Raw genomic sequence first — 25272 nt, 5'->3', positions numbered from 1 at the left:
GAAAGATAGGTTGAAGTTTTGTTAATTATAGTTTAAAAATTACTTTTTATCGATTTTTCCACCCAAATTAACGAAAAATAAACCTTAATAAGCACTTTTTGAAAAGAAAACTTGCACTTTTTGAAAAATATTCGTAATTTCGCTGTCGAAATTTAAACTTAAAACTACCAACCCATGAACAACGAAATTATTATGGTCATCATTATTATGACGATTCTACTAGTCGTCATCGGTTGGCTCGTATATAGAAGAAGTGTCAAGATACATCATCGGCTACAGATGAACGAGGTATTTACCAACATTTCCCATGAATTACTGACACCACTCACCGTGATTTCTGCATCCATAGAAAAATTACGCGCTCAGGAACCTCAACACACAAAGGACTATGCTTTGATGGAACTCAATATTGAACGTATGACGCGCCTGCTCCAGGAGATTCTTGAAACGAGCAAGTCGCAAGCGGGAGAGCTAAGACTTCGCGTATCACAAGGAGATGTCATAGCCTATATTCGTGAGACAGCCCTAAGCATTGAACCATTGATGTATAAAAAAGGACTTACTTTCGATATACAATGCAACCCACAGTCCATGATGGGATGGATTGATACCGACAAAGTAGACAAGATTATCTATAACCTCCTGTCAAACGCCGCAAAATTCACAAATGCCCAAGGCATTGTAACCCTCAAGGTATGGACCAACAAAGACTTCAATCAAGTCACCATTGAGGTGAGCGATAATGGAATCGGCATCCCAGCTAACAGGCTCAAACATCTGTTTCATCGCTTCTATGATGGCGATTACCGTTGGATGAGAGTCAACGGCACTGGTCTCGGACTGGCACTCACACGCGAGTTGGTCTTTCTGCACAATGGCACCATCCATTGCAAGAGCGAAGAAGGCAAGGGCACCACTTTCACAGTAACTCTTCCTATCGGCAAAGATGCATTTACGCCCTCACAGATTGACGAACAACACGACTTCGATCCTACCAAACCACGCAAAACCATTATCGATATTCGTGCACTGGAAGACATACCAGAGCAACTTGTGACACCTACTGCCTACGAAGAAAAAGAAGAATTCTATAATATCCTGCTCGTAGAGGACAACGAGGAACTGCTTATGCTGATGAAAACACTCATGAGCAGCAAATATAATATCCAAACAGCCACAAACGGTCAACAGGCTCTGGAGATTATAAAGACCCGGGATCTCGACATGATTATTTCTGACGTGACAATGCCAGAAATGGATGGTAACGAACTGACTCGACTCATCAAGAGTAATGAAGATATGCATCACTTGCCCGTCATCCTTATATCAGCTAAGACCAGTGATGAAGCACGCAAGGAATCAATGCTCATAGGTGCCGATGACTTTATCACCAAACCATTCCGTTTGGGCGACCTCGAACTACGTATCAACAACATTATCGAGAACCGCAAGCGAATTGTAGGAGAAAGAGCTGCTACTGAAGAGGAAAACAAAGACCGTCCACTTACCGCTGACGAGGAATTCATTCTGAAAGCCAAGGAATGCGTGATGAAACATCTGGACGACAGTGAATTCGACCGTGACACCTTTGCTGCAGAAATGGGAGCCTCAGGTTCTACGCTCTATAATAAACTTCGTGCACTGACGGGCATGAATATCAATAACTATATTCGCACCATACGCATGAACGAAGCCAAGCGATTAGCAGAGAGCCAACCCGATATCCGGGTGAGCGACCTCGCCTACATGGTGGGGTTCAAGGATCCCAAATACTTTGCCACCTGCTTCAAGAAGGACTTTGGCATTCAGCCGAGCGAGATAATAGCCAAAGCCCAAGAAAAGTCAGCAGCCCGTTGACCATCAGTAATTCGTATCCGAAATGGTATCCCCAAAGTATCTGTGCCATACTGTCGATAGCATAACAGAAGCATGGTGATATTACACAGACAACGGGCGTCCACCTATCGTTTACCAAGCGTTTTGTAAAGAGTCCAAAGACAAAGAGTCCCAACAAAGGACCATAAGTATACGATACGATCGTATAAATTGCATCTATCAGCGACTTATTGTTCAGCAAATGAAACACGATAATCATTACTGCAAACAACAAGCAAATTATCAAATGCGACCGTTTTCTGAGCTGCTCATCATGAGCCCTTCCCTTGATATCCACGCAATAGCTGGTCGTGAGCGATGTCAGCGCCGAGTCGGCACTGGAGAAGGAAGCCGACACGATGCCGAGCACAAAGAGGTAGGAGGTTATATGGAAGAAAGAAGAAGTATGCTCAACATATAGAGGAAGTAATTCATCTCCCTTTGCAGGTAACGCTACGTCCTGACTCTCAAAGAGCTGTGCCAGTAATACGCCCAATGTCAGGAAGAGCAGGTTTACAGGCACAAAGGCAACACCGTAGGAACACATATCCTTCTGCGCTTCACGCAATGACCGGCAAGTCAGGTTTTTCTGCATCATATCCTGATCCAGTCCAGTCATCACAACCACGATAAAAGCACCACTCAGGAACTGTTTCCAGAAATAGCGCGGGGATGTCCAGTCATCAAACTCAAACACTCTACTGCGTTCATCCGTGTATAACGCTCCCAACACATCAGTGAGCGAGAAATCCATCTGAAGCATCACCATATATATAATAAGGAGTAAGGCAACAAAAAGACACGATGTCTGAAACACGTCTGTAAACACAAGCGTACGCACCCCACCCTTTCGTGTATACAGCCAAATCAACAGTACAAGAACCAATACGCTCACCATAAAAGGCACGCCCAATGCTTCAAAGACGAACTGCTGCAATACCATGCATACCACATAGAATTTGATGGTCGCTCCCACCATCTTCGACAATAAAAAGAACCATGCGCCTGTTTGATAGGATTGCCGGCCAAGCCGTTGTCCCAGATACATATAGATAGACGTCAGATTCAATTTATAATAGACAGGCAACAGCACAAACGCCACAACGAGATAGCCTACGATAAAACCCAGGCACACTTGCAGATATGTCATCTGCGACGAGAGCACCATACCAGGAACACTGACAAACGTTACACCTGATATCGACGCCCCTACCATGCCAAAAGCCACCATGTACCATGGCGAACGACGCTCAGCCCGGAAAAAAGTCTGATTATCTGCACGTCTCTGAGTCAACCTGCTGATGAACATCAAAGCAGCAAAATAGATGCATATAATTACAATTATCCACATAACAGTCGGCAAAGTTACAAAATAATTGATAATTGTTAATTGATAATTGATAATTATTTTATAACTTTGCATCGCAAAATACTAAACCAATAATAAAAACGTATGAGCAAACAAAAGAAATTTATCCTTCAGGAAAGTGAGATTCCCACACAGTGGTATAACATCCAGGCCGACATGCCCAACAAGCCTCTGCCTCCTATCCATCCTGCTACCAAGCAGCCCCTTGGCGTTGACGACTTAGCACACATCTTCCCCCGTGAGTGCTGTGTGCAGGAACTCGATACCGAACATCGCTGGATAGATATTCCTGAAGACGTACTGGAGAAGTACAAGTATTACCGCTCTACCCCGCTGGTTCGTGCCTATGCACTTGAAGAGGCACTTGGCACACCCGCCCACATATATTTTAAGAATGAATCTACCAACCCTCTGGGTTCGCACAAAATCAATTCAGCCCTTCCCCAGTGCTACTACGCCAAGCAGGAAGGTACCACAAACGTTACCACAGAGACTGGTGCCGGTCAGTGGGGAGCAGCCTTAAGCTATGCCGCTAAGATCTACGGTTTGGATTGCGCTGTCTATCAGGTAAAGATTACCATGCAGCAGAAGCCATATCGCTCAAGCATCATGCGTACATTTGGTGCTGTTGTCGAGGGTTCACCCTCTATGTCAACCCGTGCTGGTAAGGATATCCTGACCAAGGATCCTACCCACAGCGGATCTTTGGGTACTGCTATCTCTGAAGCCGTGGAACTGGCAACAACAACTCCCAATTGCAAATATACACTCGGTTCTGTGCTCAATCATGTTGGTCTGCACCAGACCATCATCGGTTTGGAGGCCGAGAAGCAGATGCAGATGGCAGGAGAATATCCTGATATCGTGATTGGCTGCTTCGGTGGCGGTAGTAACTTCGGTGGTATCTCTTTCCCCTTTATGCGCCACAACCTGAGCGGTGAGCGTCACACAGAATTCATTGCCGCCGAGCCCGACAGCTGTCCTAAGTTGACCCGCGGTCAGTTCCGCTACGACTTTGGCGACGAGGCAGGCTACACACCTCTGCTCCCCATGTTCACACTGGGTCATAACTTCAAGCCAAGCAACATCCACGCTGGCGGTCTGCGCTATCATGGTGCCGGCATGATTATCTCGCAGTTGATTAAGGACGGTCTAATGCACGGTGTAGATATTCCTCAGCTCGAGACCTTCGAGGCAGGTATGCTCTTTGCCCGCACGGAGGGTATTATCCCTGCTCCCGAGAGCACTCATGCCATCGCCGCAACCATCCGCGAGGCCAAGAAGTGCATTGAGACCGGCGAAGAGAAGGTTATCCTGTTCAACCTCTCTGGTCACGGACTCATCGATATGCCCAGCTACGAGGCCTATATCAAGGGTGATTTGCAGAACTACACTGTAACCGACGAGATGATTGCCGAAAACCTGGCAGAACTTGACAACCAGAAATAAGACAACTGATATAAATAAAAGAAAGTTTCGTTCCAATTCTGAAACGAAACTTTTTTTTATTTTTTTACGAAGGGCAGTGAAGCCACTTGTTCGTACAACATATCCGCTAGCATCTCATTGCTATCATGTGTGCCGTTAATCGTGTCATAGAACCATCTCAGACCTACACGACCACGCCCGGTCTTCAGGATATGAACAAGACAGAGGTTCTGTAATCCGATACTCTCAGCCAGGATATCCAAATCTGTGATAGCCAGTTGCGACACAGCCAACTGATAAGCCTCCTCACCATTACTATCTATAAAGCGCTGCAAATCACCCAGGGTCTCTAATCCAAAGCCCTCGAGTATGGGCAGATACGGCATCAAAGACGCTGGAAATATCTCAGCCTGATTCACAGCTGCAATACGCTGGTTCAGCTTATTGAAAGGATGCATCTGCAGATAGCTACTAAAGGAATCAGTGCTTAGCAACACCTCATCCAACTTACCCGATTTCACCAAAGCCTGCACCTGTCGGCGGTAGTCAGTCATGGTGGTACGCAACCTGCTGAACTCATCATCTGCCAGTTCCAGCATACCTGCCAATCTACTGAACTGACGACGGTATTCCGGTGGCAGCTTCACAGCACCCTTGTATCCTATATCATGTTCAATCGCTGACCACACATGCTGTAAGGCTGTACGCATCTGAATCTCGAAAGGAGCACTCCCCTCTTTTAGTCGACAGATATAATGCAATGAGTTATAACCGAAACTCGTCAGTTCATGTGCCTTACGCTTATCAATAGAGTTGGACCAGTCTACATCATACAACTGCTGTACGATAGCAGCCACCTTGTCAACATCATCCGTATAGAAAGTGATGATGCGTAATCCCACCAAATCGGTGATATCCTCTAAAGACGCATATTTGTCGCCTTTACGCTCCAGTTTCCCAGCCAACGACTGTTCCGTCTTCACACGATATTCTATGGCACTCAGTTCCACAGACTGCTCATGCAACACCTGTCTCAACTGGTCGTAGACCGTTTTTGACAACTGTTCCAAAGCAGGCACCTGTTCCCTGAACTGTTGCAGGAGTGCCTCTCCGTGAGGATTCAGCTTAGGTATCATTTAAACTCAAACAGATTGGTAAAGCCTGTCATGGCAAATACCGTACGCAAATCATCATTGATACCAGTGATAAACACACGGCTACCCTTAGGTTTGGCATTCTTCAGTACGCCAAGCAGCAAACGCAAGCCACTTGAAGAGATATACTCCAGTTTATTACAATCGAACACGATGTTATGGCCTGTGCAATCATACAGAGGCTTCAGAGCCTGCTCAGTCTCTACTGCTGCTGCAGTGTCCAAACGTCCCTCAAACACAGCGACCAACTCGCCATCCTTCTCCAAAATTGTAGTTTTCATAATTTTAAGTCGTTTTATGATTATTCGAATTTATTTTCTATTTTATCTTCACGAGTGTCAGTCTGTTCTTACCATCTTTATATTCATAACTGACGGTATCCATCAACTGGCGCACCAGGAAGATACCCAGTCCACCAATAGGACGTTCCTCTGCCGATAGCGTCGTATCAGCGTCAGCCTCAGCTGTTGGATCAAATGGCGTGCCACCATCAATAATAACAAATCGCACACGATCACCCATCTCCTCTGCTTCAATGACTATATCACCCTGCACACCTTTTGGATAAGCATAGTTCATCACGTTGACCACAGCCTCTTCCATAGCCAGGTTCATCTGCATGGTAACTGAGGCATTAAAGCCTGCGGTCTCGCAGACCTCATCTATGAATGCAGCCAGCAGCGGCACATCCTGAATATCATTTCTTAGAGTTAAAGTCATATCGTCAGGTTTTATGGTTATCATTTACACATGTAGATTCAGTACGAAGCGCGTACCCTTGGTAAATGCGGGATCAATATCCAGATCGGCATTCATCTTCAAAGCCATCTGTTTACAGATAGGCAATCCAAGTCCGTCACCTTCAGTCAGGTCCTTTATCTCAAGGAAAGGCTTGAACACGTCTTCACGTTTCTCCTGAGGAATCACAGAACCCGTATTCGTAATCAGGAACTGATAGGTATGAGGACTGCGCTTTTTGAACTCCAATGTGATTTTTCCCTCTGCTGGCGTATATACTGCCGCATTTTTCAGCAAATGACGTAAGACATAAGTGATATACTCTTTGTGGAGTTTCACCTCCATCTTGGGCACCGTCATAGTCAGTGACACGTTATCCTTCACCTTTGGCTGTATCTCCTCTATCAGGCTCTCGCACAGAGGCTGTACCTGCGTATCCTGGAAATCATCCGTATCGGCCGACTTATTCTCAACGTCCGATAACGTCTGGATATGTTCTGAGAATCTCAGCAGTGCCTTCACCTCTGGTTTCGAATCATCCAGTTTATTCAGCGTAGGCTCCAGCTGCGATGAGATATTGCTGATAAACTTCGCCTTCAGGGCATTGCTCTCGTTAGCCAGTTCTATGGTTTTCTTCTGCTTACGGGTGGTCACCATATAGCGCATCAGCACCATAGCTCCCAATACCAGCACTACCGCCAGCACCACAGCCAGCACAATAAGTCCTGAGATGGTCAACTGACGTGCCGACAACGAATCGTCCTTATCAGCTATAATCTGCTCATTGTTAGCAATCACCTGTTTCAGGCTATCGCGTTCTGCTGCCGTCTTAATCGCTGTCACAGAGTCTTTCCATACCATATAACTGCTATATGCCTGATTCAGCATACCAGCGTTATTACTCTGACGTCCGCTGGCCAACAAAGTCTGATAAACCTTATCTACCTTGTCGTAATCACCTTCAGCGGTCAGTTTTGCAGCCATTTCCTTAAATACAGCATTACCCTGTGACGTCTGTCCGAAGGTATAGTAATAAATGGCCTTATGATAAAGCAGGTCGTTTTTCAGGCTCTCATCATTCGCCTGGTTCACGTTTGCCTCCATCGCAGCCAACTGTTCCTTCACACGATCACTCTTGCGCATCTTCATATACATCTGCATGCGCTCTTTAGAAGTCTGATAACGCAAGGCTGCCTTACTGCTGGCCATGCCATGACCTGCAGCAATAGACTGATCGACACGACGTAGCAAGTCAAAAGCCTCTTTCCAGAAATTTTCCTGATAATATAGCACCGTAGCTTTCACGCCACATGTCACACCATCCTCCATCTGACCTTTAGCCACATAACCTTCAAAAGCACGGATATACAAAGAACGGGCGCTGGCAACATGATGACTGGCAGCTTCAGCCTCTGCACGCTGATGCAGTTCGCTTTTCTCAGCCATCAGGCTCACACAACCAAAGAATACACTTATGAATAATACAAATAATCTTCTGTTTTCCATCCTTCAAATTTTTAGTCACGATAATTCACTTGCAAAAGTAACAATAAATTCCTTTTCAACCAAGAAAAACGACAAAAAAAGCAGAAAAAACGTAAAAAGGCAGCTGCATTTATTTGCAGCTGCCTTTCATCCTTCATTCAGACAAGTACGTGTCCGCTTATCCTATCTCAATCTGGCGGCTCAGTTTCACCTTTTCCTCCACCTGCTTTGGCAATTCTACCGTCAGCACGCCGTTTTCCACATGAGCCTTGATATCCTCTCGTTTCACATCGTCTGGCAACAACAGTGTCTGTTCAAACTTTGAATATGAAAACTCGCGGCGCAGATAGCGGGCACTCTTGTCTTCCTCCTTATTTTCGTTTTTCTTTTCCATCTTAACGATCAGGTTGCCCTCATCATTGATATGCACGTTGAAATCCTCTTTCTTCATACCCGGAGCAGCCAGTTCTACAACGTAGGCCTTGTCAGTCTCTTTTACGTTAATGGCCGGGGCTGTGCAGTTTGCACGCGGCATAAAGTCGGTATCAAAGAAATCATTGAATACTGTTGGAATCCAATTGTTTGTTCTCATCATTGGTGTCATAATTTTGTCCTCCTAATGTTTTTTTATTGGTTTTACAATGTTGTTTCTATTGTTTTGAGCATCTTGCTCGATTACAATAAGGCAACATCAATGCCAACGCAAAAAGTTAAGTCAAAATGACACATAACACAGACAAAATGTCGCACCAATTATTCTCCATCCAACGGCCAGCACTCGGAAGGCTGATGCATACGACGCATCTCCTCGTCGAAACGCTTCACCATCTCAGGGTATTCATCAGCCAGGTTATGCCGTTCCTCAGGATCATCCTTCAGGTTATAGAGCTCCAACGGTGCATTCTTCTTAATGGTAACGCATTTCCAGTCGCCCAGACGGGCTGCACGTTGTTTACCCGTGAACTCCCAATAGAGCATACGGTGGTCGGTATCTACGGGTTGTCCGTAGAAAAGCGGCAAGATATTGATGCCGTTGATTCCCTGAGGTAAACTATTTTCCGAACCCGTGAGGGCAGCCAACGTTGGCATCACATCAGGGAAATAAATGAGGTTCTGCAGTTTCTGTACAGGCACACGACCAGGCTGATTCACAATCATAGGCACACGGATACCACCCTCATAGAGTTGTCCCTTACGTCCATGAAAGCCTGCATTGCAATTAAGTTCTGCAATCGGAGCCTGTACGGCAGCACCATTGTCAGAGGCAAAGATCACAAGCGTGTTCTCACGTAACCCCTCCCGGTCAAGATAAGCCAGCAACCGTCCGATGGCACGATCCATATGAGTAATCAGCGAAGCATAGCGTTTGGTATTCATTGACCAGTCCTGCTGTCCGTCATACCATGAAGTCTCATCGATGATATAAGGTTCGTGAGGCGCATCATAAGCCAGATAAAGGAAAAACGGGCGTTCTTTGTTACGTCCGATGAAAGCAATCGCATCATCAGTAGAGATATCAGTATTATGACGCACATGAGCATCATGAGCATTCTCCTCGATGGTAGTCAGCGAATCTCCAACAAAGCGATAGTAGGGGTAATAATATGGAGAATTTGAGTGGACCGTAGAAATGGTCCAGCCATAGAACTCATCGAAACCCCTATGATTGGGCGAAGCCGTAGGGTCGTAACCATCAAGATGCCATTTATTCACCAAACAGGTACGATAGCCTGCCGTACCCAGGACGGTAGCAATGGTCGTATCTGAAGGCATCAGATTGGTACGACGGATATAGGTCGTATCACCATTCGCATTAATCTTCACACCCTGAATACCACCAACAGGACATTGGTTATCCCGGATACGGGTGTTACCAGTATGCTTGCCTGTCATCAGTGAACAGCGCGAAGGACTCGATATGCCACTACCTGCATAACACTGCGTAAAAGTAGTACCTGTCTCTGAAAGGCGGTCGATATTTGGCGTCTTCACATGCTTCGAACCAAAGCACGACAAATCACCATAGCCCATATCGTCGGCCAGGATAAAGATAATGTTCGGACGCTCGGGAGTTGCTTTCTGTGCCTCAGCCTCAGCAGCCGCCACAGCACCCGTCAAGGCCAGGAATAATCGATAGTTCATGGGCACATTCAAATTTGTTTCAATACTTTCACAGCCTCACCTACAGTAGGCACATCGGTAATCACCATAGAGCGTTTTCCATTTTGCTCACGCAGATTACAGCGACGCACATTCGTGGTGGCATAGGTTATGATACGTCCGAAAGCCTCACTCTGATAGAACGGACTGCGGGCATTACTTACGAAATAAAGGAACATACGTCCCTGTTTAAGCATAATCTTCTCACATCCCAGGGCCTTGCCGTACCGGCGCAAAGCAACCACATGCAGCAGTTCCTCTGCCTGTGGGGGCAAAGGACCGAAACGGTCTATGAGGCGTTTGCAATAAGCCTCAACCTCCTCATCATTACGTGTATTGTCCAGTTCACGATAGAGCAGCATACGTTCAGAGTCAGAAGGCACATACTGGTCGGGGAAATACATCTCAAGATCAGTCTCAAGGTTACAGTCGGAGACAAAAGGCCCATCTCCCGGCAGCCCCTCCCCAGTCCCCTCCCTGCGAGGGAGGGACGAAGGCAGTCCCTGCTCTTGAGCCTGACTTCCCCCTTCCATCTCTGAGAGGGGTTGGGGATTAGTCTGCTCCTCATTCCTCAATTCCACCATAGCCTCATTCAGAATCTTCTGATAGGTCTCATAACCCAAATCAGAGATAAAACCACTCTGTTCAGCACCCAGCAGGTTACCTGCGCCACGGATATCAAGGTCCTGCATGGCGATATTGATGCCACTGCCTAAGTCAGAGAAATTCTCCAGAGCTTCCAGTCGGCGACGACTATCTACAGGCAGAGCCGACAATGGCGGTGCCAACAAGTAGCAGAAAGCCTTACGATTTCCACGACCTACACGACCACGCATCTGGTGCAGGTCGCTAAGACCAAAGTACTGTGCACTATTGATAATAATAGTATTGGCATTGGGGATATCGATACCATTCTCCACGATGGTGGTAGACAGAAGCACATCGTAGTCGTAGTTAGAGAAGTCGAGAATAATCTTCTCCAGTTCCTCGGGTTTCATCTGACCATGACCGATGGCCACACGACAATCGGGGATATACTTATGAATCATCTCCTCAATATGCGTCAGGTCACTGATACGGTTATTCACGAAATAGACCTGTCCATTACGACTCATCTCAAAGTTGATGGCATCGGTGATAATCTCGGCAGAGAAAGTGTGTATCTCCGTCTGAATAGGATAACGATTAGGAGGAGGCGTCTGGATGACGCTGAGGTCACGGGCCCCGACAAGTGAGAACTGTAAGGTACGCGGAATTGGCGTAGCACTCATTGTGAGGGTATCCACATTCGTCTTCATCTGACGCAGTTTTTCCTTTGTGGACACGCCGAATTTCTGTTCCTCATCGATAATCAGAAGTCCCAGATCCTTGAACTTCACGCTCTTACTAATAAGTTTATGCGTACCGATAAGGATATCCACCTTACCCTCTTCCAGGTCTTTCAGCAGCGCGGTGGTCTGTTTCGCAGTACGAGCACGGGTAAGATAATCCACCCGGACAGGCATATCCTTCAGTCGGCCCTGGAAGGTACGGTAATGCTGATAGGCCAACACCGTGGTAGGCACCATCACAGCCACCTGTTTTCCATCAACAGCAGCCTTGAAGGCAGCACGTACGGCCACCTCAGTCTTACCAAAGCCCACATCGCCGCAAACCAGTCGGTCCATCGGCTTCTGCATCTCCATATCAGCCTTTACGTCCTGTGTAGCCTTGAGCTGGTCGGGGGTATCCTCGTAGAGGAACGAAGCCTCGAGTTCATGCTGTAAGTAGGTATCGTGACTGAAGGCGAATCCCTTCTGATGACGACGGGCTGCATAGAGTTTGATAAGGTCGCGGGCAATATCCTTGATATGTTTCTTGGTACGTTCCTTAAGACGTTCCCACTGACCAGTACCCAATGTCGACATGCGGGGCTGCTGACCATCTTCTTGCGACTTGTATTTCGATACCTTGTATAAAGAATGAATACTGACATAGATCGCATCACCACGCTGATAGATAATTTTAATCATCTCCTGAAAACCGCCGTTCTGCAAAGGCATTCTGACCAGTCCGCCGAATTTTCCGATACCATGGTCCACATGTACCACATAGTCACCAATCTCGAATTGCTGAATCTCTTTCAGTGTAAGTGCCACCTTACCACTACGGGCCTTGTCACTCTTAAGGTTATATTTATGGAAGCGGTCGAATATCTGGTGGTCGGTGAACAGGCACAGGCGTCCGTCAGCATCAACAAATCCCTCGTGCAGGGTCTTATCCACGGGAATAAACTCTACACCTTGTTTCATCTCTGCAAAGATATCTTTCAGACGTTCCTGCTGCTTGGCACTGTCAGCCAGGATATAGAGCTTGAAACCCTGCAGCAGATAGTCCTCCAAAGTCTGCGTCAACAGTTCAAAGTTCTTATGGAAAAGCGGTTGGGGCTTGATATTGAAGCGTATAACGGCAGAACTTTTCTCATCTTTCAACAGAATCTTGCGGAACGGCTCAGCATCCAGAGCGAACTGCGAGCCGGTAATAATCTGACTGTCACGCCGCATCTCTTTTTCAATCTGGCGCTGTTCCATCTCCGTTGCCTCTGCCATACGTTCCTGCATGGCCTGTTGCGAGAAGCCCTCCTGATAGGTGCGTTCTATGGACTCACGGACAAACTGCAGGTCTTTCGTAACCAGCAAAGTATCATCTGGAAGGAACTTCAAGATTGACTCTTTCTCCTCCTCAGCTGTCAGTTCTGGTACAATATCCACATGATCACATCGCTCTTTCGACAATTGGTTTTCTACCTCGAAGGTACGGATCGAGTCAATATCATCGCCAAAGAAATCGATACGGAAAGGGAACTCATGACTATACGAATAAACGTCAAGGATAGAACCACGCAGGGCAAACTGTCCCGGCTCATAGACATAGTCAACCTCACGGAAGCCGAACTCACGCAATGTCTTACAGATAACATCCACACTCATCGACTGATCCTGTTCCAGGGTCAACCGGCGGGCGTCCAACTGTTTTCGCGTCACCACCATCTCGGCAAGTGCCTCGGGATAAGTCACGATATACAACAGGTTATGATGCGTCGCCTGGGAGAGCACCTCCGTGCGAAGAATCTCGCTGGCAGGGTCTTTCTGACCGTATTTAATGGCACGCTTATAACTGGAAGGAAAGAAGAGTACTTGCTTGTCGCCCATCACCTGACAAAGGTCGTGATAGAAATAACCGGCCTCCTCGGCGTCCTGCATAACAAAAAGCAGGCGTGACTCTATCTTCAGCGACAGGGCACTAAAGGCCAACGGCGCGGAAGAAGCCAGGAGGCCATCAAGGGAAATCGACTTTAACGAAGATTTTCCTATGGCTTTTGACAAGGCTACCACCTGAGGATGATTGGCGTATAGTTTTTGTAGTTCCTGAATATTCATTTTCGATATTTTCTGCAAAATTAGGAAAAAAATTTGGGATTCTCGAATATTCTACGTATTTTTGCATCAAATCATCCTATGGTTACGAAGAAGAAAGAGGACATCAGACAGAATCTGAAAGCCAATCCGCGACTGAAGCGATGGATTGACTATCTGATAATGAACCAGCGTGACGCAAGACCACGATGGTACATCCGCCTGTTGGCTCCTCTCTATCAAGAACGTGGACGCGGTTCAAAAATATACTGGTCCGTACGGATGGACACCCCACCCTACAGACTTTTTTCACTTGGTCAGAACAGCGTGGTTGAGTCGTATTCATGCATCAACAACGCCGTAGGTGATGTCATCATTGGCGACCATACCCGTATAGGTATCCACAACACGATTATCGGTCCCGTGACTATTGGCAGTCACGTTAACCTGGCACAAGGTATCACGGTGACAGCACTGAACCATAATTTCAGTGACACGACAAGACGTATCGACGAGCAAGGCATCTCAACAAATCCTGTCACGATAGAGGATGATGTTTGGATTGGCGCCAACGCCGTTATCCTGCCAGGTGTCACGATAGGTCAACACGCAGTAGTTGCAGCAGGTGCCGTGGTAACGGCAGACGTTCCAACGAACACCGTTGTGGGTGGTGTTCCAGCAAGAATCATCAAGAAAATAAATACGGGAGACGACTAATCCTAGTCAAACAGACTGAGTGAGAGATCCTGTTTGGGCTTCTCTTCCTCAACTTCCTCCATTTCTATCTCTTCCTCACGAAATTCAAGCATCAGCTGACGGGCATCGGCATTATTCTGGGTATTCAGCCGGTAATAGCCACGACGGCCGGTACTTTCAATCAATGAGAGGGAAGATTTTGAATTTTTCAACAGGTATTGCTGCACAAACTGCTTTACCTCCTGAAGGTCGGGCTGGGAAAACAAAGTGCAGTTAAGGTTATACACATGTTTTGCCAGCAATGACACACTGATGCCACGCTCACCTACTTCTGACAATATATGCAATATCTGTTGTTCGTATGTCATTTTCACTAAAAAAGGTCGGTAATACAGTGCTTACCGACCTTTTCTTATTGTTTCGTTTGCCCGTCTCTTAGGCCAGAACAATCTTGTTGTCATCTGTGCTCAGGAGCTTACCCTCCTTGAACAACCAACCGAGACCGAGCAGAGTCTCTTCTTCTGTAATCTTTGCAGCCTTGGCAATCTCCTTTACATTGAGTGCCTTCTGCGCTGCTGCCAGAGCCTGATAAACATCTCCTGCCTTGAAACCAATGTTCTCAGCGTTAACAGCTGTAACTTCAGCCTTTACTGCGGCCTTCTTTGTTGCAGTTGCCTTCTTAGCTGCGGGAGCCTTAGCTTCCTTCGTTTCAGCAGCCTTCTTTGTAGTAGCTTTTTTTTCTGCCATAATAGTTATAAAATTAAGTCTTTGTGAATTTGATTTGTCAATTCGACAGCAAAATTAAGCCTTTTTGTTAAGAAAACTAACTAAAACACCGAAGTTTCTAGCAATATGTTAACTATTCTTGACTCAGGTCAACTTTAAGCTGAAGTTCCTCCAACTGTTTGGGGTCGAGTTCGCCTGGAGCATCAAGCATCACGTCGCGTCCGGAATTATTCTTCGGGAAGGCAATACAGTCACGAATACTATCGAGGCCAGCCATCAACGACACGAAGCGATCAAGACCGAAGGCCAGACCTGCATGAGGAGGTGCACCGTACTTAAAGGCATTAATGAGGAAGCCGAACTGAGCCATGGCACGCTCAGGCGTGAAGCCCAGAATCTGGAACATTTTCTCCTGCAGCTTGCCATCATGGATACGCAGTGAGCCACCGCCTACCTCTACGCCATTACATACGAAGTCGTAAGCCACGGCACGCACCTTGGCAGGATCGGTATCGAGCAAGGGGATATCATCGGGGTTAGGCATCGTAAACGGATGGTGGGTAGCCATCAGGCGCTGCTCCTCGTCACTCCACTCGAACAGGGGGAAGTCAACAATCCACAAGCACACAAACTTATCCTTGTCACGCAGCCCCAGACGATCACCCATCTCCAGACGCAGTGTGCAGAGCTGTACGCGAGTCTTGTTGGCATTATCGCCAGAGAGAATCAGCACGAGGTCGCCATCCTTGGCGCCCATAGCCTCTTTCACCTTCTGCCATACCTCAGGCTCATAGAACTTATCTATAGATGACTTCACAGTGCCATCAGCATTGAACTTCACATAAACCAAGCCCTTTGCACCTACCTGAGGACGCTTCACGAACTCAGTCAGTTGGTCGAGCTGCTTACGGGTATAATCAGCAGCACCAGGTACACAGATACCACCGATATAGTTAGCTTCGTTGAACACGGGGAAAGAACCTGTACCCTTCAGAACGTCCATCAACTCCACGAACTCCATACCGAAACGGAGGTCGGGCTTGTCAGAACCGAAACGACGCATTGCCTCATGCCAGGTCATGCGCTGCAGGGCAGGCAACTCGATGCCACGAATCTCCTTGAAGAGATGACGGGCCAAATCCTCGAAAATCTGAAGCACATCCTCCTGCTCTACGAAAGACATCTCACAGTCAATCTGCGTAAACTCAGGCTGACGGTCAGCACGTAAATCCTCATCACGGAAACACTTGGCAATCTGGAAATAACGGTCGAAGCCGGAAACCATCAGCAACTGCTTCAAGGTCTGAGGACTCTGAGGCAATGCATAGAACTGACCAGGATTCATACGACTGGGCACCACGAAGTCGCGGGCACCTTCAGGAGTAGAACCAATCAGGATAGGTGTCTCAACCTCAATGAAGTTCTGTGCATCAAGGAAGTTACGGATCAGGATGGTCATCTTGTGACGCAATTCCAAGTTCTTACGTACAGCAGAACGACGCAAGTCCAGATAGCGGTACTTCATGCGGATATCATCACCACCATCGGTCTGGTCTTCAATCGTAAACGGAGGTGTCAGGCTCTCGCTCAACACGTTCAACTCAGAAGCCAGTATCTCAATATCACCCGTAGGCATCTTGGGGTTCTTTGACTGACGCTCGCTCACGACACCAACCACCTGGATACAGAATTCACGACCCAGTTTATTGGCACGCTCACAAAGAGCTGCATCCTTTGACTCGTCAAACACCAACTGTGTGATTCCATAACGGTCGCGCAGGTCAACGAAGGTCATACCACCCATCTTACGTGTGCGCTGAACCCATCCGGCGAGCTTCACCTCATTGCCGGCATCGGTGAGTCTTAACTCACCACAAGTCTTAGTCCTATACATCTTATATATTATGTTTTTACTTTCGGGATGCAAAGGTACGAATAAGATAGCGAAATGCAAAAAGAAATTTGTTTTCTTTTCATAATTTATTTGTTTTTTCTCACACTTATTCGTATCTTTGCACCCAAAAACGAGACAAAAAGACTACAATGAAAAGACTATCTACAATGATGCTGGCTACCATTATGACACTGGGAGCCATGGCACAAACAACAGCCAACGACGTGCTGAGCGTAGCACGTAAGGCCAATGACTACTTCATGGCAAAGTATGCCGACCCGACATTGCCCACCAACGTCAAGAAGGTAAGACCGTCTAATCTGTGGACGCGTGCCGTCTATTACGAAGGACTCATGGCCTTGCAACAGATAGACCCACAGCAGCGTTACATAGACTATGCAATGACATGGGCCGATTTCCACAAATGGAGCCCCAGAAACGGCATGAATACATGTGATGCCGACGACCAATGCTGTGGACAGACCTACATAGAGCTGTTGCCCTACAGCAATAAGGACAAGGAAGAGCAGATAAGGAATATCCGCGAGAACCTTGACTACCAGATGCATACGGCCAACAAGAAGAATCAGAGTCTCTATGGCTGGTGGACATGGATTGACGCCATCCAGATGGCAATGCCACTGTATGTGCAGATGTATAAAGAGACCGGCTACAAGAAATACCTGGACCACGGTATGAAGATGTACCGCTGGAGCAGGAATGAATGTGGCGGTGGACTGTTTAATGTGAAAGACGGACTGTGGTGGCGTGATGCCGACTACGTACCTCCCTACAAGGAGCCCGACGACAAGGACTGCTACTGGAGCCGTGGTAACGGTTGGGTATATGCCGCGCTGGTGCGTTGCATGAACCTGCTGCCCGAGAAGTCAAAAGAATACAAAGAACTGAAGAAGGACTTTCTCCTGATGAGTGAGGGTCTGCGCAAATGTCAGCGTGAGGATGGTTTCTGGAATCCCAGTTTGGTATCAACCAACTACGAGATGCCTGAGACAAGTGGTACGGCCCTGTTCCTCTATGGCATGGCATGGGGCATTCAGAAAGGCTACCTGAAAGCAAAGGTCTATAGTCCTGTGTGCGACAAAGCCTGGACGGCTATGGTACGCGATGCAGTTCATCAGGACGGTTTCCTGGGCTGGATGCAGGGCACAGGCAAAGACCCCTCTGCCGGTCAGCCCCTGAGTTACACCAAGGTTCCCGACTTCGAGGATTACGGCACTGGCTGTTTCCTGTTGGGCGCTACGGAATATTTTAAACTATTACAGAAGAACAACGTCAAATAAATAACTAAAGACGATCGACTTATGAAAAAAGTATTGCTTATCACGATGATGCTCATTTGCGGAATGACTTTCGCAATGGCACAGAAGAAGGCTGAGATCAAGTTTGACAAGCTAACCCACAACTTCGGAAAATTCTCGGAGAAGGATCCTATCGTCACTTGCACCTTTGCCTTCCAGAACATCGGCGAGACGCCGTTAGTAATTAACCAAGCTATTGCTTCTTGCGGATGCACGGTGCCCGAATACACCAAGAAACCCATCCAGCCAGGTGAAAAGGGTGAGATTACAGTAACCTACAATGGCACAGGTAAGTTCCCCGGACACTTCAAGAAGTCTATCACCGTACGCACCAACGGCGTCACAGAAATGACCCGACTCTATATCGAAGGTGATATGGAAGAAGCGAAATAAAGGTAAAAAGTAAAAGTGAAAAGTAAAAAATTTGCTACCGCTGTCCTGAAAGCAGGCGCGCGGTAGCAAATTTTTCACTTTTAGTTTATCCCTATTCCCTTACTTAGCGTAAGCTACAGATCTTGTCTCGCGAATCACGGTAATCTTCACCTGACCGGGATAGGTCATCTCATTCTGAATCTTTGTAGCAATCTCGCCGCTCAGTGCCTCTGTCTCGGCATCATCCATCTTGTCTGCACCGACAATCACACGAAGCTCACGACCAGCCTGAATAGCGTAGGTCTTGGTAACGCCAGGATAGCTCATGGCAATAGCCTCAAGATCATTCAGACGCTTGATGTAAGCCTCTACGATCTCACGACGTGCACCAGGACGAGCACCACTGATAGCATCGCAAACCTGAACGATAGGAGCCAGCAGTGTCTGCATCTCCATCTCATCGTGGTGAGCACCAATAGCATTGCAGATATCGGGTTTCTCCTTGTATTTCTCGGCAATCTTAGCGCCATACAGTGCGTGAGGCATCTCACTCTCCTCATCGGGCACCTTACCAATATCGTGGAGCAAACCGGCACGCTTTGCCTTCTTGGGATTCAAGCCAAGCTCTGAAGCCATCACAGCACAGAGGTTTGCGGTCTCACGTGCATGCTGCAACAGGTTCTGTCCATAACTTGAGCGATACTTCATCTTACCGATGATACGTACCAGTTCAGGATGCAGGCCGTGGATACCCAAGTCGATAGCTGTACGCTTACCAGTCTCAATAATCTCGTTGTCAAGCTGTTTCTTAACCTTTGCCACAACCTCTTCAATACGAGCGGGGTGGATACGGCCATCGCTAACCAACTGATGGAGAGCCAGACGACATACCTCACGACGAACGGGGTCAAAACCACTGATAACGATAGCCTCAGGTGTATCGTCAACAACGATTTCTACACCACAGGCGGCCTCCAGTGCACGGATATTTCTACCCTCACGACCAATCACACGGCCTTTTACGTCATCATTATCAATATGGAATACAGATACACTGTTCTCAATGGCGGTTTCAGTAGCTACTCGCTGGATGGTCTGAATCACAATTTTCTTTGCCTGTGCATTCGCATTCAGCTTGGCCTCGTCCATAATCTCATTCACATAAGCTGCAGCATCGGTACGGGCCTCGTCCTTCATGGCCTCTACCAGGCGGTTCTTAGCTTCCTCTGCGCTCAGTCCAGAGAGTTCCTCCAGCTTCTCGCGCTCTTTCTGCTGCATCTTACCCAGTTCATCCTGCTTCAATGCCAATGCCTTTTTCTCATTGTCAATGCGCTGCTGCTGGTTGTCAAGATCGTTCTTACGACGTCCCAGCTCCTCCTGGCGTTGGTTCAGTGAAATCTCACGTTGTTTCAGGCGATTCTCACTCTGCTGGATGTGCTGGTTACGCTGCTGTACCTCTTTCTCGAGCTCACTCTTTTTGTTGAGGAACTTCTCCTTAACTTCCAACAGCTTTTTCTCTTTGATGACCTCAGCCTCCTTATTAGCCGAATCGACCATCGTGTTGTATTTTCCCTTGAGGACCTTAAGGAAAACAAAATATCCGCACAATCCTCCAATAATGAAGGTTGCTACGGCTATTAATACCACAAAAATTAAATCCACCATAGTTAATTATAATACATATATATTTAGATTGTTAATATTCTCTCTCCAAGCGAAAGCACATCATTACTTTTCACTTTTCAACGCTTCTTCAACTTCCGAAGTCAACTGAGCGAGAATATTATCATAAGGTGCTGTATCATTTTTGCCCAACTCCTTTTCATAGCGCAATGCAATCTCGATGAGTGTCATCAACGCGATAGTATGATCACTCTTGCGCCCTTTGTAAACCTGTGCATAGGCTCCATAGCGCTCGGTGATGAGTTTGGCTGCTGCACGATAGTACTCCTCGTCTTCACGATTATGAAGTACCATTGGAATGTCTTCGTCATAGACGTGCAACGTTATATTGAGTTTGTTTCCCTCTGCCATTTTCTTCTCGTCAGTTACTCGTTCTCGTCGCTCAATACGGCAATACATTTATTCACATCCCTAATCAACTTGGCAACACGCTCCTTAGCGCCATCCAAGTCACCATCAGTGATTTCCATCATGCGGGCCATCTTCAGCGACTGGTAGTCACGCTCCTGCTGAGCCAGTTTCTCCTCGAGCTGCTTGACACGCTGCTCTCCATCCTCAACCATTGCATAAAGGTCGGCATTTTCCTTCTTCAGTTCCTGGAACCGAAGAATCATCTGCCGCATGCGGGTTTGGAAGTTGGCTAAAACTTTTTCATTCTGGGCCATAACTACTCTTTTATCCCACAAAAGTAGACAAAATTAGTTAATTTGCCTACCATTTTGAAAGATATTTAATATTTATTAATTATTTAGCGTCAGTTTGAGGCTGCTTTTCCTTCTTTGCAAGCATCACTACACGATAAACGAAGTCGGTAGTCCATTTCTCAGAGAAACCGAGGCGCTTGTCGAGCTCACGTACAGAGACCACCGTTTTCAGTACGCTGGCATCCTTGTAGTCATTCTTCGTAAAGATGTCATGAACGGTCTTTTCCGTTGCAGTACGGATTGCACCCTTAAAGAAACTGGGAAGACGAAGCTTGAACTTCATCAGGTTACCAGACAGCATCATCACATCCTGTACATAAGTCTGGAACTGCAGCAGATAAGTCTGCACATCCTGAATCTTCTTACAGCGGTGACGGATACTCTGGTCAATCTCCTTAAAGAAGTCATCATCCATCTCATAGAGTTCCTTCAACATTTTCTTACAACGTGCCTTTTCACCAAGTCCAAGTTTTCCACCTTGTGTTGGTACACGCAAAGTCACTTTAAACACGCGCAAATCGGGCAGTGCATTCAGATTAGTGATACCAAGATCTGAGGCGATCACAGCCTGAAAATATACTCGGATAAGGGTCATAAAATCCTCCATGCCACCCACTTTTTGTTCGGTATCGGCCGACTTGCGACCGAAAAGATTTGAAAATATTCCCATAATTAAGTCTTAAATCGGCTGCAAAGTTACACTTTTTTATCGACAAAGTCGTATTTTTCCTAGCAAAAAGATGCTTATGAAGAAAAAAATGCTTACCTTTGCAGCCGTATAACGTTATATTTATGAAAGGAATTGTATTAGCAGGTGGAAGTGGAACACGCCTCTACCCCATCACAAAAGGCATCAGCAAACAACTGATTCCAATTTTTGACAAACCGATGATTTACTATCCCATATCAGCACTTATGCTAGCTGGGATACGCGATATTCTAATCATTTCGACACCGCACGACCTTCCCGGTTTCCGCCGGCTTCTTGGCGACGGCAGCGAGATTGGCGTACATTTCGAATATGCCGAGCAACCATCTCCCGACGGTTTGGCACAGGCTTTCATCATCGGTAAGGAGTTTATTGGAGACGACTGTGTCTGTCTTGTCCTCGGTGACAACATCTTCTATGGTTCAGGTTTCAGCGGTCTGCTTCGCCAGAGTGTTGAAAATGCAGAGAAGAACGGCCTCGCTACTGTCTTTGGCTACTATGTCAACGACCCCGAGCGCTATGGTGTTGCAGAATTCGACAAAGAAGGCAACTGCCTGAGCATTGAAGAGAAGCCTGAGCATCCTAAGTCAAACTACGCCGTTGTTGGTTTGTATTTCTACCCCAACAGCGTGGTTGATATTGCACAGAACATCAAGCCCAGCGCACGCGGAGAACTGGAAATCACCACAGTGAACCAGGAGTACCTGGCCCAGAAGAAACTGAAGGTACAGACACTGCAGCGCGGATTCGCATGGCTGGATACCGGTACACACGACTCCCTGGCTGAAGCCAGCACGTTTATCGAGGTCATCGAGAAGCGACAGGGACTGAAAGTTGCCTGTCTGGAAGAGATTGCCTACAAGCGCGGATGGATCAATAAGGAGCAGCTCAAGAAACTGGCCCAGCCTATGATAAAGAACGGCTATGGACAGTATTTGCTCCAATTGGCACAGAATTAAATATCAATAACCTAGTATACATATAATATAATCGGTAAAAGAAATGGAAGAAAATAAAACCATTGAATCACCTTTAGAAAACGGACTACAAGAAGAAGAGTCTTCATTTGACATTAAGACTATCTTTACCCTGCTGGTATTAAACTGGCAATGGTTTTTGGTGTCACTCATCATCTTTATTGCCGGCGCATACCTCTACCTGCGCTATCAGCCTGCTGTATATGAAGTATCCGCAAAAATGCTGATTAAGGATGAGACAAACAACCGACGCAGCAACGGCCAGATGCTGGCCAACATGCAAGACCTCGGTTTCATCACCAACTCAGCAGGTATCGACAATGAGATTGAGATTCTGAAATCACGCATTCTGGCCCTTGAAGTCGTCAAGGACCTCCACCTTTATGTAGAATACCGCACTGAAGGCCGTATTACTAACCCATTGGTATATAAGAACCAGCCTATCAACGTGGACATGCCGACTGACGATTTGGATGATCTTGACAACACATTGAAGAGAGCATTCAGCTTCCGTCTTATCAAAGAAGGCAAGACCTACAAGGTTCAGGGACTCAAGGAAGCCAAATTCGAAGGCTCGTTCAAGTCACTGCCCGCCAGCGTTGAGACACCTTACGGTACACTGACCTTTACAGAGAACCTGGAGTTGGAGCAGTTAAGCAAACGCGCCAAGAGAGCCATGAAGGGAGAAGCAAAAGAGGCTGAAGAAAAGACCACATCCTGGATTGTCACCGTGAGATCACCCAAGAGCATGGCTGCTTCATACGCCAAGATCATCAACATTGCGCCTACCTCCAAGCAGACCTCTATAGCACAGTTGACCATCAGAGACCAAAGCGCAGAGCGTGCCCTGGACTACCTGAAGCACCTGGCTGTTGTCTATAACCGTCAGGCCAATGCCGACAAGAACGAGATTGCCTACAAGACTGAGGAATTCATCAATTCCCGTCTTGAGAAGATTTCCGAGGAGTTGGGTACTACGGAAAGCAAACTGGAGGTCTACAAGCGCAACAACAATCTGGTGCAGATGAGACTGGATGCTACGCAGACCATGACACAGGTTAACCAGTATTATGGCGAACTGTCAAAGGCTAATACACAGATTATGATTCTGGACGATCTGAGCAAGTATGTCCAGAACCCCAACAACAAATACCAGATCATCCCCTCTAATGTTGGTATGGAGGATGCGGCATCCAATGCGCTTATCTCACAGTACAACAAGACCGTATTAGACCGCAACCATCTGCTGGCTTCTGCATCAGGGATTTCGCCAAAGGTAGAGCCCTTGACTAAATTACTGGATGAACTGGGTGAGAGTATCAAGGAAGCCCTCCGACAGGCACGTCGCACAGCCGACATTGCTCGTCAGGGCGTCGAGAAGCAATACAACGAATACCAGACGAAGATTGTCAATGCACCTGAGCAGGAGCGTATCCTGACCGAGATTGGCCGTCAGCAGGATGTGATGTCAGGCCTTTACCTGATGTTGCTCCAGAAGCGTGAGGAGAATTCTATCTCACTGGCTGCTACTGCAGACAAAGGCCGCCTTATCGACGAACCCGCTTTCGGTGGCAAGGTAAGTCCTAAGGATGCCATCATTCTTCTTGTTGCAATCGTATTAGGCTTGGCCCTTCCTCTGCTCATCACCTACCTGTTGCAGTTCCTGCGCTATAAGATTGAAGGTCATGAGGACGTGATGCGCCTGACAGACATTCCCATCGTGGCCGACGTGGCTATTGCCAATGAGGATGCAAAGACAGCTGCAGGTATCGTGGTACACGAGAACAAGAACAACCAGACCGACGAGATATTCCGTAGCATGCGTACGAATATCCAGTTCCTGATGAAGGAGAACGACAAGGCTATCCTGTTCACCTCGTCAACCTCTGGTGAGGGTAAGACCTTCAACGCAGCCAACCTGGCCGTCAGTTTCGCACTGCTCGGAAAGAAGACCATTCTGCTTGGTCTCGATATCCGTAAGCCAGCCCTGGGCCGCCTGTTTGACATCAAGGACCGTACCATCGGTATCACCTCACTGCTTGTGAAGGACAAGATTGACGAAGAAGACCTGAAGTCACAGATCAGATCATCAGGCGTCAATGCCAACCTTGACCTGTTGCTGGCTGGTCCTACGCCTCCAAACCCCACAGAGTTGCTGGCACGCGACAACATGAGACAGATCATGGATATGCTCCGCAAACAGTACGACTATATCATCCTCGATACCGCACCTGTTGGTCTGGTAACCGATACCTTCCAGATTGGCCATTATGCAGACGTCACCGTATACGTTTGCCGTGCCGACTACACACCAAAGTCAAGCTTCGGCATGATCAACACCCTGAAGAAGGAAGAGAAGTTGCCTAACATGTGCCTTGTCATCAACGGTATCGACATGTCAAAGAAGAAGTACGGCTACTACTACGGCTATGGTAAGTATGGTAAGTACGGACGCTATGCATACGGTTATGGCTATGGCCGCTACGGACGCTACGGCTACGGCAGTTCATACGGAAGCTATGGCAACTATGGCAACTACAACGAGAGCCATTACGGCAACAAGGACGATAACTCTATCAAGAAATAAG

At 47.1% G+C, this 25272-nt stretch carries 22 protein-coding genes; 7 read left to right on the top strand and 15 right to left on the bottom strand.

Going from position 1 to position 25272, the window contains the following annotated elements:
- Window positions 1–174: 174 nt before the first annotated feature.
- A complete protein-coding gene (locus tag L6468_RS03910) occupies window positions 175–1857 on the top strand; it encodes a hybrid sensor histidine kinase/response regulator transcription factor (protein WP_091851463.1) in 1683 nt (560 codons plus the stop codon).
- On the opposite strand, the gene L6468_RS03905 is transcribed toward L6468_RS03910, so the two are convergent.
- Window positions 1787–3226: a sodium:solute symporter gene (locus L6468_RS03905; protein WP_237795497.1), complete on the bottom strand. Its 1440-nt coding sequence runs from the start codon at window positions 3224–3226 to the stop codon at window positions 1787–1789. The genes L6468_RS03910 and L6468_RS03905 overlap by 71 nt on opposite strands.
- Before the next feature lie 102 nt (window positions 3227–3328).
- Between L6468_RS03905 and L6468_RS03900 the strand changes: the two genes are divergently transcribed.
- Window positions 3329–4693 carry a TrpB-like pyridoxal phosphate-dependent enzyme gene (locus L6468_RS03900; protein ID WP_091816274.1) on the top strand — a complete coding sequence of 455 codons (1365 nt, stop codon included), beginning with the start codon at window positions 3329–3331 and terminating at the stop codon, window positions 4691–4693.
- 56 nt (window positions 4694–4749) lie between these two features.
- Here the strand turns inward: L6468_RS03900 and L6468_RS03895 are convergent, their stop codons facing one another.
- The 7 genes from L6468_RS03895 to mfd form a co-directional block, all read right to left on the bottom strand.
- Window positions 4750–5808 (bottom strand): GTP pyrophosphokinase, encoded by a 1059-nt coding sequence (locus tag L6468_RS03895; protein ID WP_091816277.1) that lies wholly within the window; start codon window positions 5806–5808, stop codon window positions 4750–4752.
- Window positions 5805–6107: an STAS domain-containing protein gene (locus L6468_RS03890; protein WP_091816281.1), complete on the bottom strand. Its 303-nt coding sequence runs from the start codon at window positions 6105–6107 to the stop codon at window positions 5805–5807. The genes L6468_RS03895 and L6468_RS03890 overlap by 4 nt, the downstream gene beginning before the upstream one ends.
- A 37-nt stretch (window positions 6108–6144) precedes the next feature.
- Window positions 6145–6546 (bottom strand): ATP-binding protein, encoded by a 402-nt coding sequence (locus tag L6468_RS03885; RefSeq protein WP_176944262.1) that lies wholly within the window; start codon window positions 6544–6546, stop codon window positions 6145–6147.
- A gap of 24 nt (window positions 6547–6570) precedes the next feature.
- Complete coding sequence (locus L6468_RS03880; RefSeq protein ID WP_237795496.1) at window positions 6571–8070, bottom strand: sensor histidine kinase; 1500 nt, start codon at window positions 8068–8070, stop codon at window positions 6571–6573.
- Window positions 8071–8227: 157 nt separating this feature from the next.
- Complete coding sequence (locus tag L6468_RS03875) at window positions 8228–8653, bottom strand: Hsp20/alpha crystallin family protein (RefSeq protein WP_091851455.1); 426 nt, start codon at window positions 8651–8653, stop codon at window positions 8228–8230.
- A gap of 149 nt (window positions 8654–8802) precedes the next feature.
- Window positions 8803–10191, bottom strand: coding sequence for a sulfatase-like hydrolase/transferase (locus L6468_RS03870; protein WP_237795488.1), 1389 nt, complete (start codon window positions 10189–10191; stop codon window positions 8803–8805).
- 8 nt (window positions 10192–10199) lie between these two features.
- Entirely contained in the window at window positions 10200–13628 is a 3429-nt protein-coding gene (gene mfd / locus L6468_RS03865) for a transcription-repair coupling factor (RefSeq protein ID WP_237795486.1), read from the bottom strand.
- Window positions 13629–13706: 78 nt separating this feature from the next.
- Between mfd and L6468_RS03860 the strand changes: the two genes are divergently transcribed.
- Window positions 13707–14321 carry an acyltransferase gene (locus L6468_RS03860; RefSeq protein WP_237795484.1) on the top strand — a complete coding sequence of 205 codons (615 nt, stop codon included), beginning with the start codon at window positions 13707–13709 and terminating at the stop codon, window positions 14319–14321.
- A 2-nt stretch (window positions 14322–14323) separates the two neighbouring features.
- Here L6468_RS03860 and L6468_RS03855 read toward each other — a convergent pair whose 3' ends face one another.
- The 3 genes from L6468_RS03855 to aspS all read right to left on the bottom strand — a co-directional run bounded on the left by L6468_RS03855 (window position 14324) and on the right by aspS (window position 16920).
- Window positions 14324–14668, bottom strand: a complete 345-nt coding sequence (locus L6468_RS03855; RefSeq protein WP_091816298.1) for a hypothetical protein — start codon at window positions 14666–14668, stop codon at window positions 14324–14326.
- 67 nt (window positions 14669–14735) lie between these two features.
- A complete protein-coding gene (locus L6468_RS03850) occupies window positions 14736–15047 on the bottom strand; it encodes a winged helix-turn-helix domain-containing protein (protein ID WP_091816301.1) in 312 nt (103 codons plus the stop codon).
- 112 nt (window positions 15048–15159) lie between these two features.
- Window positions 15160–16920 carry an aspartate--tRNA ligase gene (gene aspS, locus L6468_RS03845; RefSeq protein WP_237795482.1) on the bottom strand — a complete coding sequence of 587 codons (1761 nt, stop codon included), beginning with the start codon at window positions 16918–16920 and terminating at the stop codon, window positions 15160–15162.
- 149 nt (window positions 16921–17069) lie between these two features.
- On the opposite strand from aspS, the gene L6468_RS03840 reads away from it, so the two are divergent.
- Together L6468_RS03840 and L6468_RS03835 are read left to right on the top strand one after the other, a co-directional pair.
- On the top strand, window positions 17070–18221 hold the full coding sequence (locus L6468_RS03840; RefSeq protein WP_237795480.1) for a glycoside hydrolase family 88/105 protein: 1152 nt from the start codon (window positions 17070–17072) through the stop codon (window positions 18219–18221).
- A gap of 21 nt (window positions 18222–18242) precedes the next feature.
- Window positions 18243–18632, top strand: coding sequence for a DUF1573 domain-containing protein (locus tag L6468_RS03835; RefSeq protein WP_091816308.1), 390 nt, complete (start codon window positions 18243–18245; stop codon window positions 18630–18632).
- 99 nt (window positions 18633–18731) lie between these two features.
- Here L6468_RS03835 and rny read toward each other — a convergent pair whose 3' ends face one another.
- The 4 genes from rny to L6468_RS03815 form a co-directional block, all read right to left on the bottom strand.
- Window positions 18732–20276, bottom strand: coding sequence for a ribonuclease Y (rny, locus tag L6468_RS03830; RefSeq protein ID WP_091816312.1), 1545 nt, complete (start codon window positions 20274–20276; stop codon window positions 18732–18734).
- Window positions 20277–20339: 63 nt separating this feature from the next.
- On the bottom strand, window positions 20340–20645 hold the full coding sequence (locus tag L6468_RS03825; RefSeq protein ID WP_091816316.1) for a cell division protein ZapA: 306 nt from the start codon (window positions 20643–20645) through the stop codon (window positions 20340–20342).
- A gap of 14 nt (window positions 20646–20659) precedes the next feature.
- Complete coding sequence (locus L6468_RS03820; protein ID WP_091816319.1) at window positions 20660–20959, bottom strand: hypothetical protein; 300 nt, start codon at window positions 20957–20959, stop codon at window positions 20660–20662.
- A 79-nt stretch (window positions 20960–21038) separates the two neighbouring features.
- Complete coding sequence (locus L6468_RS03815; RefSeq protein WP_237795478.1) at window positions 21039–21668, bottom strand: DUF8491 family protein; 630 nt, start codon at window positions 21666–21668, stop codon at window positions 21039–21041.
- 122 nt (window positions 21669–21790) lie between these two features.
- Between L6468_RS03815 and rfbA the strand changes: the two genes are divergently transcribed.
- Together rfbA and L6468_RS03805 are read left to right on the top strand one after the other, a co-directional pair.
- Window positions 21791–22666 (top strand): glucose-1-phosphate thymidylyltransferase RfbA, encoded by an 876-nt coding sequence (gene rfbA, locus L6468_RS03810; protein ID WP_237795476.1) that lies wholly within the window; start codon window positions 21791–21793, stop codon window positions 22664–22666.
- A 43-nt stretch (window positions 22667–22709) separates the two neighbouring features.
- Window positions 22710–25271: a GumC family protein gene (locus tag L6468_RS03805; RefSeq protein ID WP_237795469.1), complete on the top strand. Its 2562-nt coding sequence runs from the start codon at window positions 22710–22712 to the stop codon at window positions 25269–25271.
- Window position 25272: the final 1 nt, after the last annotated feature.

It is taken from the genome of Prevotella communis, assembly GCF_022024115.1.
Classification (GTDB): domain Bacteria; phylum Bacteroidota; class Bacteroidia; order Bacteroidales; family Bacteroidaceae; genus Prevotella; species Prevotella communis.
Note: the sequence above shows the minus strand (reverse complement) of the source record. Positions and strands in the feature narration are given on the sequence as shown.